The sequence below is a fragment of the Caballeronia sp. DA-9 genome (assembly GCF_051615025.1).
Lineage (GTDB): Bacteria > Pseudomonadota > Gammaproteobacteria > Burkholderiales > Burkholderiaceae > Caballeronia > Caballeronia sordidicola.
In genome coordinates this window covers 1214684-1234428 of record NZ_CP195131.1, presented here as the reverse complement: position 1 = coordinate 1234428, position 19745 = coordinate 1214684, and the positions used below count along the sequence as shown (strand labels likewise).

General features: G+C 61.3%; 17 protein-coding genes. 15 read left to right on the top strand and 2 right to left on the bottom strand.

Going from position 1 to position 19745, the window contains the following annotated elements; all coding sequences use genetic code 11:
* Window positions 1-14: 14 nt before the first annotated feature.
* The 7 genes from ACRWA7_RS05455 (at window position 15) to ACRWA7_RS05425 (ending at window position 6351) form a co-directional block, all read left to right on the top strand.
* The gene (locus ACRWA7_RS05455; protein ID WP_438390382.1) at window positions 15-773 is read left to right on the top strand and encodes an SDR family NAD(P)-dependent oxidoreductase; all 759 of its coding nucleotides are present in this window, start codon (window positions 15-17) and stop codon (window positions 771-773) included.
* A 35-nt stretch (window positions 774-808) separates the two neighbouring features.
* Complete coding sequence (locus ACRWA7_RS05450) at window positions 809-1711, top strand: allantoinase PuuE (RefSeq protein WP_438390381.1); 903 nt, start codon at window positions 809-811, stop codon at window positions 1709-1711.
* 79 nt (window positions 1712-1790) lie between these two features.
* Window positions 1791-2510: a GntR family transcriptional regulator gene (locus ACRWA7_RS05445; protein ID WP_438390380.1), complete on the top strand. Its 720-nt coding sequence runs from the start codon at window positions 1791-1793 to the stop codon at window positions 2508-2510.
* A gap of 48 nt (window positions 2511-2558) precedes the next feature.
* The gene (locus ACRWA7_RS05440) at window positions 2559-3923 is read left to right on the top strand and encodes an amidase (protein ID WP_438390379.1); all 1365 of its coding nucleotides are present in this window, start codon (window positions 2559-2561) and stop codon (window positions 3921-3923) included.
* A gap of 40 nt (window positions 3924-3963) precedes the next feature.
* Window positions 3964-4848, top strand: coding sequence for a polysaccharide deacetylase family protein (locus ACRWA7_RS05435; protein ID WP_438390378.1), 885 nt, complete (start codon window positions 3964-3966; stop codon window positions 4846-4848).
* A gap of 136 nt (window positions 4849-4984) precedes the next feature.
* Window positions 4985-5284 carry a hypothetical protein gene (locus ACRWA7_RS05430; protein ID WP_438390377.1) on the top strand — a complete coding sequence of 100 codons (300 nt, stop codon included), beginning with the start codon at window positions 4985-4987 and terminating at the stop codon, window positions 5282-5284.
* On the top strand, window positions 5281-6351 hold the full coding sequence (locus ACRWA7_RS05425; protein ID WP_438390376.1) for a CobW family GTP-binding protein: 1071 nt from the start codon (window positions 5281-5283) through the stop codon (window positions 6349-6351). The genes ACRWA7_RS05430 and ACRWA7_RS05425 overlap by 4 nt, the downstream gene beginning before the upstream one ends.
* Window positions 6352-6377: 26 nt before the next feature.
* On the opposite strand, the gene ACRWA7_RS05420 is transcribed toward ACRWA7_RS05425, so the two are convergent.
* Together ACRWA7_RS05420 and ACRWA7_RS05415 are read right to left on the bottom strand one after the other, a co-directional pair.
* Complete coding sequence (locus tag ACRWA7_RS05420) at window positions 6378-7775, bottom strand: lyase family protein (protein ID WP_438390375.1); 1398 nt, start codon at window positions 7773-7775, stop codon at window positions 6378-6380.
* A gap of 28 nt (window positions 7776-7803) precedes the next feature.
* Entirely contained in the window at window positions 7804-9180 is a 1377-nt protein-coding gene (locus tag ACRWA7_RS05415; RefSeq protein WP_438390374.1) for an MFS transporter, read from the bottom strand.
* A 179-nt stretch (window positions 9181-9359) separates the two neighbouring features.
* Between ACRWA7_RS05415 and ACRWA7_RS05410 the strand changes: the two genes are divergently transcribed.
* From ACRWA7_RS05410 to ACRWA7_RS05375, 8 genes are all read left to right on the top strand, one after another.
* On the top strand, window positions 9360-10334 hold the full coding sequence (locus tag ACRWA7_RS05410; protein ID WP_438390373.1) for a LysR family transcriptional regulator: 975 nt from the start codon (window positions 9360-9362) through the stop codon (window positions 10332-10334).
* A 251-nt stretch (window positions 10335-10585) separates the two neighbouring features.
* Complete coding sequence (locus ACRWA7_RS05405; protein WP_060819405.1) at window positions 10586-11599, top strand: GlxA family transcriptional regulator; 1014 nt, start codon at window positions 10586-10588, stop codon at window positions 11597-11599.
* Between the two features lie 160 nt (window positions 11600-11759).
* Entirely contained in the window at window positions 11760-13448 is a 1689-nt protein-coding gene (locus tag ACRWA7_RS05400; RefSeq protein WP_438390372.1) for an ABC transporter substrate-binding protein, read from the top strand.
* Window positions 13449-13533: 85 nt separating this feature from the next.
* Window positions 13534-14553 (top strand): ABC transporter permease, encoded by a 1020-nt coding sequence (locus tag ACRWA7_RS05395; RefSeq protein ID WP_438390371.1) that lies wholly within the window; start codon window positions 13534-13536, stop codon window positions 14551-14553.
* A gap of 4 nt (window positions 14554-14557) precedes the next feature.
* Window positions 14558-15433 carry an ABC transporter permease gene (locus ACRWA7_RS05390; RefSeq protein WP_060819410.1) on the top strand — a complete coding sequence of 292 codons (876 nt, stop codon included), beginning with the start codon at window positions 14558-14560 and terminating at the stop codon, window positions 15431-15433.
* Window positions 15421-17535, top strand: a complete 2115-nt coding sequence (locus tag ACRWA7_RS05385; protein ID WP_438390370.1) for a dipeptide ABC transporter ATP-binding protein — start codon at window positions 15421-15423, stop codon at window positions 17533-17535. The genes ACRWA7_RS05390 and ACRWA7_RS05385 overlap by 13 nt, the downstream gene beginning before the upstream one ends.
* On the top strand, window positions 17532-18968 hold the full coding sequence (gene hydA, locus ACRWA7_RS05380; protein WP_060819412.1) for a dihydropyrimidinase: 1437 nt from the start codon (window positions 17532-17534) through the stop codon (window positions 18966-18968). The genes ACRWA7_RS05385 and hydA overlap by 4 nt, the downstream gene beginning before the upstream one ends.
* Window positions 18969-18988: 20 nt before the next feature.
* Entirely contained in the window at window positions 18989-19741 is a 753-nt protein-coding gene (locus tag ACRWA7_RS05375; RefSeq protein WP_060819414.1) for an SDR family NAD(P)-dependent oxidoreductase, read from the top strand.
* The last annotated feature ends 4 nt before the right edge of the window (window positions 19742-19745 follow it).

Below are 19745 nucleotides of genomic sequence, written 5' to 3'. Positions count from 1 at the left end.
AAAGGAGTTTTAGCGTGGAATCATTTTCCCTTCGCGGCAGGACCGCGCTTGTGACCGGCGGTAACAGCGGCATTGGCCGCGCAATCGTGCAGATTTTCGCGGCACAAGGTGCGAAGGTTGGTATCTCGCACTGCGCCGATTCGCAAGGAGCGAATGCGCTCGCGTCCGGACTCGCGGCAAGCGGCGCGAATGTGCTTGTTACGGAGTGCGATGTGACCAACGCCGGATCGGTCGCATCGCTCGGAGTCTGGACCCGCGACCATCTGGGTCCGGTTGACATTCTTGTCAATGCTGCCGGCATCAGCGGCGAGACGTCGTTTGTGGATCTGTCGATAGAGCAATGGGACCGGATGATGGCCGTCAATCTGCGCGGCACCTTCCTTGTGACGAAGCAGTTTTTCGGCGAGATGATCGCGCGCAAATATGGCCGCGTGATCAACATTGCATCGCAGCTTGCCTACAAAGGCACGCACGACATGAGCCACTACTGCGCATCGAAAGCCGGCGTGGTTGGCTTTACGCGCGCACTGTCATACGAAGGCGCGCCGCATGGCGTGACGGTCAACGCCATTGCGCCAGGTCCGGTGGAAACCGCCATGCTCGCCGGATTCAGCGACGAGTGGCGCGCCATCAAATTCGGCGAACTGCCTGCGGGCCGCTTTGGCCAGGCCGATGAGATCGCGCCGACCGCATTGCTGCTTGCGTCGGAAACGGGCGGCGCTTATTTCGTCGGACAAACGCTGTCGCCCAATGGTGGCGACGTGATGCTCTAAGCGTATTTGAATCTCAGCTACAGGAGAGCAGTAACATGGATCTCGACCGCGATTTCATTGGTTACGGCGCGAATCCGCCGAATCCGAACTGGCCCGGCGGCGCACGCATCGCTATCAACTTCGTGATGAATTACGAGGAGGGCTCCGAGCCTTCCATCGCCGACGGCGAGGATGCGACGGAGACATGGTTCACCGAATCGGATGGCCTTGACGCAGGCGTGACCGGCCGCGACCTTGCTGCGGAAGGCCTGTTCGAATACGGCAGCCGGGTTGGATTCTGGCGTCTCATGCGGATCTTTCAGGATCGGGGTCTGGCGCTCACTGTTTATGGCTGCGCGCTTGCACTCGAACGCAATCCGCAAGCTGCCGCGGCGATCCGCGCGTCGGGATTCGACGTATGCAGTCACGGCTGGCGATGGATCAAGCATTACGGATTGAGCGAGGAGGTGGAGCGCGAGCACATCCGGCTCGCGATTGAATCACTGGCGCGCACTACGGGCGAGCGTCCATACGGCTGGTACTGCCGTTATTCGCCGTCTGTCAATACGCGCCGGCTGCTGGTGGAGGAGGGAGGCTTTCTTTACGACTCCGACTATTACGGCGACGAACTGCCGTTCTGGAAGAACGTCCAGGGCAAGCCGCATTTGGTGATACCCTATTCGCTGACTACCAACGACGGTCAGTATGCCGGCTCGGTAGGTACGGGAAACCAATGGTTCGAGTTCATGCGCGACACGTTCGATATGCTGTACCGGGAGGGCGCTACCCAGCCCAGAATGATGTCGGTTGGCCTGCATATGCGGCTCATCGGGCATCCCGGGCGCGCGGCCGGGTTGGAGCGGTTTATCGACCACGTCATGAAACACGATGATGTATGGATCGCGCGCCGTATCGACATTGCGCGGCACTGGATCAAGGAACATCCGCATACACGCTAGGATCGCGCGAGGCCACAGGTACGCCGGCGCATCGACATGCAGGCCGGACGTGCGACTCAAATCCATTCAGATGCAGCACATGCTAAAAACCGTTAGCGAAACCAAGTTATCGAAGCCCCGCAAGATCCGCGACGGCGACAACAGCAGCGAAGAAATTTACGAGCAGATCTATGTCGCATTGCTTGAGCATCGCCTTTTGCCTGGCACGAAGCTGGCGGAAGAGCGGCTTGCCGCCATTTTCGGCGCTACTCGCGCACGAGTCCGCGACGCGCTCAGCCGCCTTGCTTACGAACAGATTGTCGAGCTTTATCCGAAGAAGGGCTGGTTCGTGGCAAAGCCTTCGGTGGATCAGGCGCGGGATGTTTTCGAGGCACGCCGCCTGATCGAGCCTGCGGTCATGTACCGGTTGACGCGAGACATCACGCCTGAAAAGCTTGCTCAGTTGCGCGAACATTTGCGCCGCGAAATGGATGCACGCGCACGCGGGGACAAGCGCGCAATCATCCGGCTCTCGGGAGAGTTTCACAACCTCGCGGCGGCGCTGGCGGGAAACTCGTCTTATACGCGCAGCCTGCGTGAACTTTCGACGCTGACGTGCCTGGTGATCTTGTTGTACAACGCACCTATCAGCGTCAGTTGCCGGGCGGACGAGCATACGGATATTGTCGAGGCAATAGCAAATGGCAATGCCGGCGCGGCAGCGCAACTCATGCTCGATCACCTTGATCACATTGAAGGGGCGCTGAACCTCGACGTGGTCGATAACGAAGTTGATCTGGAAGCAATCTTCAAGCGCTGACGCGTTGACGATCCGCGGTTATTCCTGACGAGACTGGAACGTACTTTCATGCCTGACTCCTGCATATCCGCTGTCGCGCTGTCGCGCGCATTTGCTTCCGGCAAGTCGAATCCTGTCGAGGTCGCCGAGGCGGCATTATTGAAAGCAGCGGCTGTTCCGGCCGTGTTTCTTTCGACCACGCCCGAACGCGCGATCAGGGAAGCCGAGCACTCGGCAAGACGATGGCGTGAGGGCCGGCCGCTTAGTCTGCTCGATGGCGTGCCGATAGCGTGGAAAGACTTGTTCGATATTGCGGGAAAAGTAACCACCGCGGGATCGGCCGTCTTTGCTGCTCGGCAGGCGGCTCGCGCTGATGCTCCGCTGGTCAGCGCAGGCGCTCGCACCGGCATGGTGTGCATCGGCAAGACCGGGTTGAGCGAGTTTGCGTTTTCGGGGCTCGGACTTAATCCTCATTTCGGCACTGCCATCAATCCTCGCATAGACGACGGCCGGCGCGCGCCAGGCGGATCGTCGTCGGGCGCGGCGGTCGCGGTGGCAACGGGCATTGTGCCAGTCGCGGTCGGCACCGATACCGGCGGTTCGATTCGCGTGCCATCGGCGTTCAACGGCCTTACCGGTTTTCGCGCGAGCGTTGCGCGCTATTCGCGGGAGGGCATGGTCGGGTTATCGTCGACACTCGACACGTGCGGACCGCTCGCCACCAGCGTGGCCGACTGCGTGGCTTTCGACGCCGTCATTCGTGGCGTGGACGTGGTATTGCCTAAAGACGCCACGATACCGGGGATACGCTTTGTAGTCGATCCAGGATTGCTCGAACGTTATTGCGTCACGGAACCGGTCGCTGCGAATTTCGAGCGCTTCGTCGCGAGGCTGGAAGACGCGGGCGCCATTGTTGAACGCAAGCCGCTCGCCACGTTATCAGCCTTCAGCGACTTGATGCGGGAGCACGGCTGGCTCGGTGGCATGGAAGCGTTTCTGGTGCATCGCGCGCTGCTCGATTCGTCCGATGCAGCGCGTATCGATCAGCGCGTGCGCACGCGTCTCGAAGCGAATCGGGCTGTACCACCGGACCGTCCTCGGCAGCTTCTCGCGCGGCGCACTGCGTTGATTGTCGAGCTGACAAACGACCTTGCGGGCGCCACGCTCGTGATGCCGACCACCCCGCACGTTGCGCCGCTACGCGAGCCTCTTGAAACCGATCCCGAACTGTTCGCGCGCTTCAATTTGCAGACGCTCAGTATGACCATGCCCGGCAGTTTCCTAGATACGCCAGCGATTGCATTGCCATCGGGGACCGACGCGGACGGTTTGCCAACCAGCGTGCAACTCATGCGCACGCAGGGTGACGACGATGCGCTGCTGCGGATCGCCAGTGCGGTCGAAGCCGCGCTATTCGGGCGTGCTTCCAGATAGGCAGCGACACCGTATCCCATTCAAACGATGGAGAAAAGCGATGGCGAAGGAAATCCTGGTGGCATTTGGTATTGACGTCGACGCGGTGGCGGGCTGGCTCGGTTCGTATGGCGGCGAAGATTCGCCCGACGATATTTCGCGTGGTTTGTTCGCGGGCGAAATAGGCTCAATGCGCCTGCTGAAACTTTTCGAGCGCGAAAAGATCAGGACAACGTGGTTTATTCCGGGCCATTCCATTGAAACGTTTCCCGAGCAAATGAAGGCCGTGGCGGAGGCAGGACACGAGATCGGCATTCACGGCTATAGCCATGAAAACCCGATTGCGATGACGTCCGAGCAAGAGGAAGCGGTGCTCGACCGCAGCATTGAGCTGGTGACACAGTTATCGGGCCGGCGCCCGACCGGCTACGTTGCACCCTGGTGGGAATTTAGTTCTGTGACGAATGAACTGCTGGTCAAGAGGGGCATCAAGTACGATCACAGCCTGATGCACAACGATTTCCACCCGTACTACGTTAGAGTGGGCGATACCTGGACCAAGATCGACTATAGCGAGCATCCGGGCGCCTGGATGAAGCCGCTCGTGCGCGGTCAGGAAACGGATCTGGTCGAGATTCCGGCGAATTGGTATCTGGACGATCTGCCGCCAATGATGTTCATCAAGAAGTCGCCCAACAGCCATGGCTTTGTGAACCCGCGCGACATTGAGCAGATGTGGCGCGATCAGTTCGACTGGGTGTATCACGAGCACGGCGACTACGCCGTGTTCCCGATCACGATTCATCCGGACGTCTCCGGGCGTCCGCAAGTGCTGCTGATGCTTGAACGCTTGATACACTATTTTCGCTCGCACGAGGGCGTGCGGTTTTGCACTTGCGACGAAATTGCCGATGACTTCCTCGCCCGTTTTCCGCGCAGCAAATAATGCACTGAACCGATCCATCGAAGAGCGTCTGCCGGAATCAGGCGGGACGTCATTTCGGCAAGACGCTGGGCGCCTATCCCGGCGGTTCGGTGATCCAACAGTTCAAAGTTCACGAACTTTAAGGAGTGAGGCAAGCATGTGCGGCATGTGCGGGCTGCTTGGCGGAGGTTACCACTGGTCGAACGCCACCGCGCCCCTGGAGGGTGCGAACCTGCGTCGGCAGCGGTTGATTCAGGCGGCGCTCGCCAATCGAGTCCTGATGCCGTTCCGGCTGAAACTCGATGACTTCCACGGGCAGTCGTTCGTGCTGACGTCGCCGACGGGGGCAAGCGAATTGGTCAGCGACTTCTCGCAGGTCTGGCGCGTGGCTGAGCGCATGCTTGGCCGGCCACTTGACCCGCTGACTCTTTTTACAGACGAAGCGGCGCCGCCATGAGCCTCGACTACGGGATCTTGCCGCTTACCCTTGTAACCGGTTTCCTCGGCAGCGGTAAATCGACGTTACTCGCCGACGTTCTGCAGGGTGACGCCGCTCGCGATACCGCCGTTCTCGTCAACGAATTCGGCGAGGTCGGGCTAGATCATCTCTTGATCGGGGAGGTGGATGCACGCACCGTGCTGCTTGGTAACGGTTGCGTCTGCTGTTCGATTCGCGGCGAGTTGAAAGACGCGCTCGCAACGCTTTTTTCACAGCGTGCACGCGGCGAGACGCTGGCGTTCTCGCGAGTCGTGCTGGAAACGACGGGGCTTGCGACACCCGCGCCGATCATCGCTACGTTGCTTGGCGATCCGGTGATCCGCAGTCACTACGCGCTGAATGCGATCATCACTGTGGTCGACGCAGTGAACGCGCGCGAGCAGCATGCACGCTATCCTGAATGGATCGCTCAGGTGACTGCAGCGGACCGCCTGCTGATCAGCAAGCCGGACCTTGTTGATCAAGCCACACTAACGGACTTGGCGGCCATGCTCACGGCGCTCAACCCAGCCGCGCAGGTTCTGGTTCGCGGCAATGTTTCGCACGCGCAAGGTATTGGCGGCCATAGCGGAAGCGCGCTGCTCGACATGCTGTTTGCATCGGCGAGCTCGACTGACCTGGTCATGCGGATGGGCAGGGTGTGCCGCCATGTTGTGGTCAATGGCGGTCCGCTTGCGCATCGCGGGGAACAAGCTTCGTCGATTAACTCTTTCTGCATGCAAATTGATTCGCCTCTCGACTGGCAGGTCTTTACGCTATGGTTCACGCTGCTCCTCAACTGTCACGGCCACAAGATCTTGCGCGTGAAAGGGCTGCTCGACATTGCTGATTCGGATTGTCCCACCGTGCTGCACGCAGTTCAACATCTCGTTCATCCGATGCTGCATCTGCAAGCGTGGCCTCAGGCCGATGAAGCTTCCCAACGGTGCTCGCGGCTTGTGTTCATTACCGAAGGTCTCACCCTGGATGCAGTAGAAGCATCCTACGCACGGTTTCGAAATCATCTCGAAGATACCGCTCGTTGAGTGCGAGGCGAATGCCGAAGTCGCCTTCATATCGTACTGCGGCTGGCGGTGCTCCAGTGTAACAAGTTCAGCATGTCCTTTCGACTCATCACGCTTTCGGCTTCCACTATCTCGATCAGTGGCCGGCCCGACTCGATCGCCTTCGCAACCAGAGCCGCAGTGCGTTCGTAGCCGATTGCATCCTTCAGCGCCGGGGCTATCGCAGTCGACTCGAGCAGGTTGCGCTCGCTCGCATCCGCGTTGGCAATGATAGTCCGCACGCAATACACGTCGAACATCGATATCGCTCGCGTGGCCGCCCCTATTGCCTTGAACAGCGACACAGCGATAAGAGGCATGTAGTTGTTAGTCTCCAGTTGTCCGTTGGCAGCCGCCAGCATGACGCTCTGATCCGCACCGGCCACGAAGTACGCGACCTGCGTGAGTCCCATTGCGTGGACCGGGTTGACCTTTCCCGGCATCATTGAAGAGCCGGCCTGCTGCGGTGCTAGACGAAGCTCACCAATCCCGCCACGCGGACCGGAACTGAGCAGTACGAGATCGTTTGCAACCTTGGCGAGCGCAAGCGTAGCCGTTTTCACAGTCGCCGACAGCGCGGCGAATTCATCCATGTTTTGCACCGCATCGAAGAGGTCGGTTGCGGGCGTAAGCGGCTCGCCGGCCAGTTCGGATAGCGCAGCCGTCACCGCATGCCGATACCCGTCGTAGGTCCCGAGCCCCGTGCCAACCGCGGTGGCGCCCAGCGCAATCGTGCTCAGGACTGGAATGTGTGTGTCGAGCAACGCTGTCATCCGTTCTGCGAGAGACGCATAGCCGCCGAACGCCTGACCGAGTTTCATCGGCAAGGCATCCTGCAAACACGTGCGGCCGATTCGCAGAATGCCCTCGAAGCTGGCCTGCTTCTCGCGCAATGACGCGGCCAATTGTCCAATGACGCTGCGCAACTGCCTGGCTTCATCGCGCAGGGCCAGCTTCACTGCGGTGAGCAGCACGTCGCTGGTGGACTGGGCGTAGTTGACGTGATCGAGAGGGTGGAGAAACGCGTAATCGCCCGGGCGATGTCCCATCAACTGAAGCGCGCGGTTGGTCAGCACTTCGTTGATGTTCATGTTGATCGACGTGCCGCACGAGCCCTCCAGCGGATCGACGATCAGCGCCGCGCCATGATTTCCCGCCGCGAGTTCCATGCAGGCCTGGACGATTGCATCGCATTGCGCGCGCGTGATCTTGCCGTGCCGTGCATTGACCCGCGCGATCACCATCTTCGTGCGCGCCAGCCATTTTACGAATACCGGGTAATGCGCCAGCGTCTCGCCGCTATACGGAAAGTTGGCCTGGCCGCGTAGCGCGTGGATGCCGTAAAGCGCGTCGGCCGGAAGTTCACATGTGCCGAGCGAGTCGGCTTCAGTGCGTCGTAGTTCCATTGTCTTGCAGTTCCTGGAGAGTCCTGTGTCAGCTTTCGAGCGACGCATGGCGTGTCTCGGGCGCCCAGATCGCGCATGCCACGCCACCCGCCGCCAGCACCGCGACGCAAAGATAAACCGCGGCCTGACCGCCATAAGTCGCGACGATGCTCGGAAACAGGAACGTCGTGACCGCCGACCCCACGCGGCTTGCGGCAACGGCAAATCCCAGCGCGGTCGCGCGAAGCTCGGTTGTGAACAACTCCTGCGGATAGAGAAAGCAAAGATTGTTGGTGCCGCTCAATACGAGTGCGAAGATGGCGAACAAAGGCACCACGGCCGACCCCGGAAGATGCGAACCGAACGACAGGCACGCAAGCACGATTGCAGAGAGGAAGAAGCCCCACAGCAAAAATGCGCGCCTGCTGATCCGGTCAACAACGAGCGCACCGGCAACCGTGCCGAACAACAGAAAGACGTTGTAGATCAGGCCAGCGAGAAACTTGTCCTGAATGTGCAGCGACGCGAATACCATCGGCGAGAAAGTGCCGAGCGAAAAATAGGGGATTACAAGGCACATGTAAAAGAAGCAAGCGATGAAAAGCCGCGTGCGCCACTGCGCGGAAAACAGTCGGCTGACCGTCGTGCCCGCGTCCGAGCTTGCTTGTGCGCCCGCCGTGCTTTCGGCGGCACGGTTCAAAACAATGTTCGCGCCAATATTCTCGCGGATGATCGCCAGCGCTTCGGCGGTCCTGCCCTTGCGTTGCAGCCACAGCGGCGACTCCGGTATGCGCACGCGAAACAGGAACACGATTGCCGCGGGTATTGCGCTCGAGAGCAGCATCACGCGCCAGATATCAGGACCGCGATCCCTGAGCAGATAGCCGACCACGTACGCGCATGCATAGCCGAGCGCCCATGCAATGGCAAGCCAGCTAAGCAGCCGTCCGCGCAGCCGTATCGGCGAATATTCGACCACCAGGGCCTTGCTCACGACATAGTCGAAGCCGAGCGTAATGCCAAGCAGCAGGCGCAGCACAAGCAGTTGCGTTGGACTCGTCACCCAGAACTGCGCCACCGAAATCAGCGCGAACAGCGCCATGTCGTAGTTGAACAGCGCCCGCCGTCCGAAACGGTCTACAAACGAGCCTGCAAACAGACTCCCGGCAAACAGCCCCGCAAGGGAAGCCGCGCCGAGAATGCCCAGCCACACGGCGTTCAGATGAAGCTGCGGCGTGGCAATGGCGAGCGCAATGCCAATAATTCCAAGCACGAAGCCGTCGCTGAACTGGCCGCCCGTGCCGGCGAACGTGACGCGCAAGTGAAACGGCGTGAGCGGCGCGTTTTCGAACGCGACGGTGGAGGGCGTGGAGGAAGGCGCTGCAGCGGTTCCACTTGCTGCAGGTGCCTGCGTGGACATATTCATGGATGTTGGTCTCCGTGCGATTGCTTTCTGTAAAATAATGTTGGCAATTTTAGGATCGCGCGGTCGATGCGTCCCGCTGCGCCGGCCGAATAAGGAATTCTTATGCACACATTTCGGAAAGCCATTTTCACGCGATGGACACAGAGAGCCGAGGTCGGCGCACATGTGGCGAGAGTGCTGTGAGCAGGCAACAGGACCGCCCGGTCGATCTTTATCAGCTCGATGTGTTTCTCGCTGTTGCATCGACGGGCAGCATGTCGGCTGCGGCCGGCGTGCTGGGAATCAGCCAGTCCGCTGTGTCACAGACCACGGCGCAACTCGAACAATCGCTCGGACTGGTATTGATCGACCGGGCAAGGCGGCCGCTGTCGCTGACGCCCGCGGGCCTGTATATAAGCGAAAACGCGGAACCCCTTATTGCGCTCGCACGCCGCATGAAGGCGCAGGCAACCGAAGTGTCGAAGTCCGAAGGGTCGTATTTGCGCATTGGCATGATCGACTCCGTAGCCAACACGATCGGCCCCAGTCTCATCAGAATGCTGGCGGCGCGTACCAGCGCATTGTCCGTGCAGATCGGCATGGCGACCGCGCAGGAAGAAGCGTTGCTTGGGCGCGATCTCGACATGATCATTTCCACCAACCCTTTCGTCGATCATCCCGCGTTCGAGCATCGACTGCTCTACCAGGAAAGCTTCGTTGCCATCGCGGGCCGTGGCGAGCGTACCGAAAGCCTGTCGCCGACGTTGCACACGCTTGCTGCTTCGTTGCCGTTTATCCGCTTTAGCCGGACGTCCACGCTCGGTATCCGCATAGAGCGAATCTTGCGATACAACAATATCGACGCGCAGCGAAAGCTCGAGGTCGACCACGCCGACACCATGACGCTGCTCGTGGCGCAGGGCTTGGGATGGGCCATTACAACGCCAACCTGCCTGATGCAGACAGGCACCCGCTTTGCCGACGCCATTACCCTCGTTCCTATCGATAAAGGTAATTCCCTGCGCTCGATCTTCCTCGTCACGCGACGCGGCGAATTTCTCACGCTCTCGAATGCGATCGCCGATGCCGTGAGCGCGGCGCTTGACGGGCTGCTGGACGCGCACGCCTGGTTGAGACCGTATGTGCCTATGGACGAAGAAGCTTCCGACGAGTAGTGGCGCTCGCTTGGGCGCTGCGCAGCGTTGCCCAGACGTTGCGTGATCGTTCGGCGTCGAGCACGCGGAATATTGTTCGTGTAAAGCTTGAATGGCGAGCGCAGCGGACTCCATGCTGCCCGACATTGCGCAGTGGCGCTGTCATCCATCCTTGTCGCGCAGATCCGCATTCTTTCTGATCGGCGTTGACAACGGTCCTCCAACGAAGGCAAGTTACTCGACACCTCAAAACGCTGACCGGTTACCCGACGATGGAACAAGCCTCCGAGAACGCTCTCGAAATGATCGCAGCGGCGGCTGAACCGCTGCGCGTCGGATTCTTTCTAGTCCCTGATTTCCCGATGATGACCTTCGGCGCCGCGGTCGATCCGCTGCGCCAGGCAAATCGCATTGCAGGGCGGCCTCTATACAAGTGGAGCTTTCTATCCATTGACGGTGCGCCTGTTCATTCGAGCGCAGGCGTTCCGATTCCAATCGATCATGCGATTGCCGACATGCCTCCGTGCGATCTGGTCATCCTTTGCGCGGGGCTGAATCACGCGAAAGCTTACAAACCGGCGGTGTTCAAGTGGCTGCGCTCGGTGCATAGCCGGGGTTGCGTGCTCGGCGGTATTTGCGCGGGTCAGTTCATGATCGCGAAAGCGGGCCTGCTCGACGGGCGCCGCTGCGCCGTTCACTGGGAACTGCTCGCGGCCTTCCAGGAGGAGTTTCCGCGCAGCGTGGCGTCCAATGCCATCTTCGCGGTGGACGGTCCGTTCATTACGTCGTCGGGAGGCACGGTGACGCTGGACATGATGCTGTACGTCATTGCCGCGAGCAAAGGCCGTGATATTGCCAATGCGATTTCCGACCAGTTTAATCACCCGGAGATTCGACAGCAGGATTCGGCGCAACGCCTGCCGGCGCAAACGCGCTTTGGCATCCGCAATCCCAAACTGCTCGAAATCGTCAAGGTGATGGAGTCGAGCATCCAGAATCCCGTCGATCTTCAAGTGCTCGCGCGGCGCGTGCAATTGTCGACCCGGCAGATCGAACGCCTGTTCGTCACGCATCTCGGCACGACCCCGTCGGCCTTCTATGCCGGTCTGCGCATGGCCCGCGCGCACGACCTGATTCTGCAGACGGATCTGTCCATTTCCGACGTAGCGCAAATCTGCGGCTATATGTCGGCGGCGCGCTTCGGCCGGCTGTATCGGACGCATTACGGCAGCACGCCCCGGGAAGTGCGTCAAGGCGGGATGGCGCGGCGCGCGTCGATCGCCTGACCTGGCGCGCTCATCTTTTTGCAATCGCCGCCGTGCAAAATGCGCGATGTCGCTTTTTGTACCTGAAATGTCGCATTTGCGTTTTTGTCCAAAACTTGAATCGACTTAACCTTCACTCAGTCGTTCATGCCCGCTTCCTCATTTATCCGGAGACCACGTAGTGTCCAACGATTCCGAAGCAACGCCGCATCCTTACATTCCCGTTCTTATCGGCGACCTCAAAAGCGGGAACGTCTCGCGGCGTCACTTTCTACGCACTGCAACCTTGCTTGGATTGTCGGCCATGGCGGCGTACAAGCTGAGCGGCGAAGCCAATCCGTTTATCAGCGACGCGCAGGCCGCCGATGCGCTGCCCAAGGGCGGGCATCTGCGGATCGGCATGCGCTGCATGGAAATCAAGAGTCCGCACCAGGCGGATTTCGCCGAGAAGTCGAATGTGATTCGGCAGGTTTGCGAGTTTCTGACGTTCACGGGCAACGACAACATCACGCGTCCGTATCTGCTTGAACGCTGGGAGGTCAGTGAAGACCTGAAGACCTGGACGCTGCATATCCGGAAGGGCGTGAAGTGGCACAACGGACGCGCGCTGAATGCGGACGACGTGGTGTGGAATCTCAAGCGCGTCTGCGATCCGGCGGTGGGTTCGTCGCAGTTGGGGCTGTTCACCGGTTATCTCGTTCAGGAATACGACTCCGGCCAGAAGGACGCGAGCGGCAAACCCAAGAAGGCGAGCCGCATCTGGTCCGATCATGCGATCGAAAAGGTCGATGACCTCACGGTCCGGCTGAACTGTTTCGCACCGCAAATCGCAGTGCCGGAACACCTGTTTCACTACGCGATGTTCATCACCGATCCGGCGGACAAGGGCCTGTTCGGCGCCGGCAGCAACGGCACGGGTCCGTTCGAATTGACTTCGTACACGGTTGGCAAGAGCGCGGTGTACAAGGCGCGCAAAGACTACTGGGGCAGCGGCCCTTATCTGGATTCGTTCGAGTTCGTCGATCTCGGCGACAGCGCGGGCGCGGGTATCTCGGCGATGGCGTCGCGCCAGGTCGACGGTCTCTCCGAAGCCGACGCGGTTCAGGTGAATGCAATGAAGCGTCTGCCGCACGTCCAGCCCTATAGCGTGCTGACCTCGCAGACGGGCGTGGCGCGAATGCGCGTGGATCACAAGATTCTCGGCGACGCGCGCGTGCGCAAGGCGATGAAGCTTGCGATCGATCACCAGAGAATCATTGCCACGTCGTTGCTCGGCGCGGGGACATCGGCGGAGGACCATCACGTCGCGCCCGTTCATCCGGAATACTACGCATTGCCGAAGTATGGCCGCGACGTCGCGCAGGCGAAAAAGCTTTTGGCCGACGCGGGTTATCCGAACGGTTTCGAAATCGACATGGTGACCCGTCCCGACCCGATCTGGGAATTGAACACGGTTCAGGCACTTGCAGAACAGTTCAAGGATATTGGCGTGAAGGTGAACATCAAACCGCTGCCAAGCGCCCAATACTGGGAAGTCTGGACAAAGGTGCCGTTCAGTCTCACGGGCTGGGGGCATCGGCCGCTTGGGGTGATGACGCTGTCGCTTGCCTACCGGACCAACGCGGCGTGGAACGAGTCGGGCTACGCGAACCCTGAATTCGACGCGCTGCTCGATCAGGCGGACGGAATTCTCGATCCGAAAAAACGCAGCCTCGTGATGGCGAAAATCGAAAAGCTGATGCAGGAAGACGGCCCGATCGTGCAGCCGTTCTGGCGTGCGTTCTCGACAGTCATGGACAAGAAGGTGAAAGGCTTCTCGGTGCATCCGTCGCAATACATCTTCGCGAATCAGTGCGCCGTGGGCGCTTGAGCCGATTCAACGCGCGCATCCGGCAACGTGCATCCGCGCGCGGCCCGAACTCGCATGAACGTACCAACTATGGGTTTTTGCCGTCATGGCTTCATTTCTCGCTAAGCGCATTACGTTGATGATCGTGACGATGTTATGCGCATCGTTCGTTGTCTTCGCCGTATCGGAGTTCACGCCTGGCAGCGTGGCGCGCCGCACGCTCGGGCCGTACGCTACGCAGCAGCAAGTCGATCTGCTGTCGCAACGCATGCACGCGAACGACCCGTTGATGGTCCGGTACGGGCATTGGCTCGGCGTGCTCGCCGGTGTAATGCCCGACCCGCTCGAGGATCCCGCGAACGGGCTGGGTTTCACCGATCCGCGCGGCTCGCGGTACTTCGGCAATTTCGGTTATTCGACGCTTTATAAACTCCCGGTCAACGACGTGATGTGGAAGCGTCTGGGGCACACGGCAATTCTCGCGGGCATTGCGTTCGCGCTGATCGTTCCGCTTTCCATGCTGTTCGGCATTTTGTCGGGGCTCAAGGAAGGAGGGCCGCTCGATCGCATTCTTTCCGTAGTCTGTATCACCTTCACCTCGATTCCGGAGTTCGCGTCCGGTGTCTTTCTGGTGACGCTGTTCGTGATCCTCTGGCCGGTTCTGCCGGGCACCAGTCCGCTCGACGCCAGCGAAGGCGGCCGATGGTCGATTGCGTCGCAGCTGGTTTTGCCGGTCGCGGTACTTGTGCTCTACGACTTCGGCTACGTCGCGCGGATGATTCGCGTCTCGATGATCGGCGTGATGGAAAAGCCTTACATCCGCACGGCGATTCTCAAAGGCCTGAACCCGCGCCAGGTGATTCTTGGGCACGCGTTGAGAAACGCGATGATCGCGCCGTTCACGGTATTGCTGCTGCAGATCAACTTCCTGATTGGCGGCGTGGTGGTGACTGAAATGGTCTTCGCTTATCCGGGCTTTGGCCGGATGCTGCTCGACTCCAGCATGTTCGGCGACATTGCCACGCTCGAAGCCGCCACGCTGGTCACGGTTTTTGTCGCTGTAGTGACGCAGTTTCTTGGCGACCTCGGCTACATGCTGCTCAATCCACGCATCCGTGTGAGGTAATCCCATGTCTTCCATTGATCCCGGCGTCGTGCCGCTCACGGTGCGGACGTCACGCGCTCCGCGGCGAGCATGGACGCGTCTGTTCAGTTCTCCCACCGCGGTGGCCGGCTTGTCGCTGATCGTGTTCTGGATCGTGGCGGCGGTGCTCGCGCCGGTGCTGCCGCTGCCGTCGCCCACCGCTCAGGACGCGATGGCAATGGCCGATCCAACGCCGTCGGCGGCGCATTGGCTCGGCACCGATATTCTCGGCAGGGACATTCTGTCGCGCCTGATCTTCGGCGCGCGGACCGTGTTGCTGGTGGCGCCGCTGTCGGTCGCGGTCGCCATGCTCGCCGGCATTACGCTCGGCATGCTGGCAGGCTATTTCGGCGGCTGGATCGAAGCGATCGTCGACCGTTTTTCCGATCTGGTGCTGGCGTTTCCGGTGCTCGTGCTTTACGTGATCCTGATTGCGAACGTGGGTGCGTCGGTGGGCAACATCGTGCTGGCGACCACGATTGCGTCGGCGCCGGGTATCGGGCGGATCGTGCGAGGCCTGGTGCTCGACCTCAAGCAGCAGGAATACGTGGCGGCGGCGCGTCTGCGCGCGGAAAGCACGTTTTACATCATCGTTTGCGAGTTGTTGCCGAACTGCCGTGGTCCGCTTTTCGTCGATGCGTGCCTGCGTATCGGCTACACGATCATCACAATCGGCGTGCTCGGTTTTCTCGGGCTCGGCCTTCCTCCGCCCAATCCGGACTGGGGCGGCATGGTCCGCGAAACGACGACCGTGATCAATGTCTGGCCGCTGATGTCGATCGCACCGTCGGTCGCCATCGTGAGCCTCGTACTTGGATTCAACCTGCTGGCCGACGGAATGAGGGAGGCATGGAAGCCATGAATGCCATCGTCGATTCAGGCGTGCTGGGAAATCGTCGCGCAGCTTCGTCCGGCAGTACGCCGCTGCTCGACATTCGCGATCTTCGCATCGAGTATCGCGGCCGCCACGAGTCTGTGGTCGCCGTGCCGAACCTGTCGCTGAGCATTGCGCCGGGCGAGAGCTATGGGCTCGTCGGCGAATCGGGCTGCGGCAAGACCACGACCGCCATGGCGGTGATGGGCTACCTTGGCGGGATCGGGCTCGTGACGAACGGCAGCATCCGCTTCGAAGGCGAGGAACTGGTCGGCGCAAGCCCGCAAAAGCTGCGCACCATTCGCGGCCGGCGCGTGGCGATGGTGTATCAGGAACCGATGAGCGCGCTCAATCCGGTCAAGACCATCGGCTCGCAACTCGCCGAAGTGCCGATGCGGCATCTGGGTTCTTCACGGGCGCGGGCGCGCGAGCTGTCGGCGAGCATGCTCGAGAACGTGCGGTTGCCCGATCCGCTGGCCATGCTCAAGCGCTTTCCGCATCAACTATCGGGCGGCCAGCAGCAGCGGATCGTCATCGCGATGGCGTTGCTCGCGCGGCCGGCCTTGCTGCTGCTCGACGAACCGACGACCGGCCTCGACGTCACCGTGGAGGCCGCGATCCTGGACCTGATTGCGGACCTGCGCAAACAGTACGGCACGAGCCTTCTCTACATTTCGCACAATCTCGGCTTGATCGCGAGCGCCTGCGACCGGGTCGGCATCATGTACTCGGGCGAGATGGTCGAGGAAGCCGGCACGCAAACACTTTTTCGCCAGCCGCGTCATCCGTATTCGCAAGGACTGCTCGGCTGCATTCCACGCATCGGCAGCCCGAAGGGCGTGCGCGCGCTGTCGCCGATTCCAGGTCATTTGCCCTTGCCGACAGAGCGTCCAGCGGGTTGCTGGTTCGGGCCGCGCTGCGCTCACTTTCAGAAGGACACGTGCGGCGGAAACGCCATCGCCCTGGCGCCGGCTGGCGGCGACGGCCATCTGGTCCGATGCGTGCGCTGGCAGGACCTCACGCGCGAAGCCGTCGCGGTGAACGGCGAGGCGGCACTGAGCGTTCACGATGAAACGGCGTTGTCGGTTACCGGCGTGTCCAAGCAATATCTGCTCAACGGCGGACGCCGCACCGTGCAGGCCAACGAATCCGTGTCGTTCAAGGTGGGCAAGGGCGAGATCATGGGACTCGTCGGCGAATCCGGCTGCGGCAAGTCCAGTCTGGCACGCATGCTGGTCGGCCTTGAAGGGGCGAGCTCGGGCTCGATTCAGTATGAAGGTGTCGAACTCGCCCAGGTGCCGGCGAAGAAGCGTTCACGCGACATGCTGCAATCCATCCAGATGGTGTTCCAGAATCCGGATAGCACGCTCAATCCTTCTCATTCGGTGGCCTCGCCGATCCGTCGCGCGTTGCGCAAGTTCGGCGGCTACAAGGACAAGGCGGCGATCGAGAAGCGCTTGCAGGAATTGCTGCAACTGGTTCGGCTTCCTGCCGAACTGGCGCAACGCCGGCCGTCCCAACTCTCAGGCGGTCAGAAGCAGCGCATTGCGATTGCCCGCGCGTTTGCGACCAATCCGTCGCTGATCGTGGCCGACGAGCCCGTCTCGGCACTGGACGTGTCGGTGCAGGCCGCGGTAATTACGTTGCTGCTGGCAATCCAGAAGGAGCAGGAGAACACGCTGCTTTTCATCAGCCACGACCTCGCGCTCGTGCGACATATCGCGGACCGGATCGTTGTGATGTATCTCGGCCGGATCATGGAAAAGGGACTCGCCGAAGAGATTTTCGCCCCGCCTTATCACCCTTACACGGAAGCGTTGCTGTCCGCCGTTCACAGTCCGGACGCGTCGGTCAAGCAGCAGGAGCGAATCCGTCTGACCGGCGAAACGCCGAGCCCGGTCAACGTGCCGCCAGGATGCCGCTTTGCTTCACGCTGCCATCGCAAGGTCGGCGAGATATGCGACACCGTGGCGCCGCCGGTCCGGCAGGCATCGCCCACGCACGAGATCGCCTGCCATATCAGCCTCGAGGAGTTGCGCACGATGCACCCTGTCTTTCAGCAAGGCGTCACCGGAGAGACCCACGCATGAGCGACGGCACAGTTTCTTTTGACCTCGTGATTCGCGGCGGCACGGTTGTGCTGCCTGAAGGCGCCGCCGAGGTCGACATCGGGGTGCGCGACGGACGCATTGCCGCCATCGAAGCGGGCTTGCCTGCCGCACGGCAAGAGGTCTCGGCGGCGGGACGCATCGTGCTGCCGGGCGGTGTCGACGCACATTGCCATATGGACCAGCAGCCATGGGAAGGCAGATCCACCGCCGACGACTTTCAGAGCGGCACGCTGTCGGCGCTGTGCGGCGGCACCACCACGATCATTCCGTTCGCCATGCAGATGCGCGGGCAATCACTGGCCGAAGTGGTGGCCGACTACCACGAGCGCGCGCGGCCGAAAGCGCATATCGACTACACGTTCCATCTGATCGTGGGCGACCCGACGCCGCGGCTGCTGGAAGAAGAGTTGCCGCAACTGATCGCGCAGGGCTGTACGTCGGTGAAAATCTATCTGACGTATGAAGGGCTGAAGCTCGACGATTACGAAGTTCTCGAAGTGCTCAACGTGGCGCGGCGCGAAGGCGCGATGGTCATGGTGCATGCGGAGAACGACGCCTGCATTCGCTGGCTGACCGAGCATTTCTTGAAGGCGCGCAAGACGCAACTGCGCTATCACGTACTCTCGCGGCCCGCCATTGGCGACCGCGAAGCGACCTTCCGCGCGATCAGTCTCGCCGAAGTCATCGAAACGCCGATTCTGATCTGCCACGTCTCGGCGGCAAGCGCGGCCGACGAAATACGGCGCGCGAAGCAACGCGGTTTGCCCGTATATGCGGAGACCTGTCCGCAGTATCTCTTTCTCGCGGCCGAGGACATCGACACACCCGATCTGTCCGGCGCAATGTGCGTATGTACACCGCCGCCGAGGCCGCGCGAGAACCAGGCGGAAATGTGGCGGGCGCTGCTGGACGGCACGCTCGAAGTGTTTTCCTCGGACCACTCGCCGTGGCACTACCGCGACAAGATCGCCGAAGGTCTGGACACGCCGTTCACGCGTATTCCGAACGGCGTGCCCGGTATTGAAACGCGTCTGCCCTTACTGTTTTCCGCCGGTGTGAATGGCGGGCGCATGTCGCTGATGCAATTTGCCGAATTGACGGCTGCGGCGCCCGCGCGGCTCTACGGTCTTTATCCGAAGAAAGGCGTGATCGCAATCGGCTCGGATGCCGACTTTGCGATCTGGGACGCGCAGCGTGAAGTGACCATCAACAACAGCATGTTGCATCACGCGACCGACCACACGCCCTACGAGAACATGGTGGTGCAGGGGTGGCCCGTCACCACGATTTCTCGCGGCGAAGTGGTATGGCACGACGGCAAGGTCAGCTCCACGCCGGGACGCGGCCAGTTCATTGCCGCCGACCGTCCGTTTGCGCGGCAGGCCACGTTGCCGCCGGTGCTGGAAGCATGAGCCGCCTAACGAACGAGAACATGAACGATCGTCTGCGAGACAAGGTCGTGCTGATCAGCGGCGCGGCCAGCGATATCGGCGTGGCGGTCGCCGCGCGCTGCATTGCCGAAGGCGCGAGCGTGGTGTGTGCGGACCTCGACGGTGACGCCGCGGCGCGCGTCGCCGCGCAGCTCGGCCCTGCCGCGCTGCCCGCGCAATGCGATGTGACGGAGATCGAATCGGCGCGCGCGGCAGTTGCGTTGACACGTGCGAGATTCGGCCGGCTCGACGGCTACGTTCATAACGCCGCTGCACCGTGGCATGACGGCTCCGTTGAGGACCTCGCGCCGGAGCACTGGCATCAGGAAATCGGCGTGTCGCTTACGGGGGCGTTTTTGATGAGCCGCTTCGTGGTGCCGCAGATGCGTGAGGGCGGTGGTGGTTCCATCGTGCTGGTGGCGTCGCAAATGGGCCATGTGGCGGCGTCCCGGTCGGTGGCCTATTGCGCGGCCAAGGCGGGGCTGATTCACCTGGCGCGGCTGATGGCCGTCGATCACGCGGACGCGGGCATCCGCGTCAACAGCCTGTCGCCCGGCGCGGTCCGCACGGGGCGGCTGTTGCGCTCGTTTGCATCGCTCGACGAAGCCGATATCGCGCTTGGCCCGGCGCATCTGCTGGGCCGTATCGGCCGCCCGGACGAGATCGGCGCAAGCACGGCGTTTTTACTGAGCGACGACGCGTCGTTCGTGACCGCCACCGACCTGCTTGTGGACGGTGGCTATACGGCGCGCTGATTCG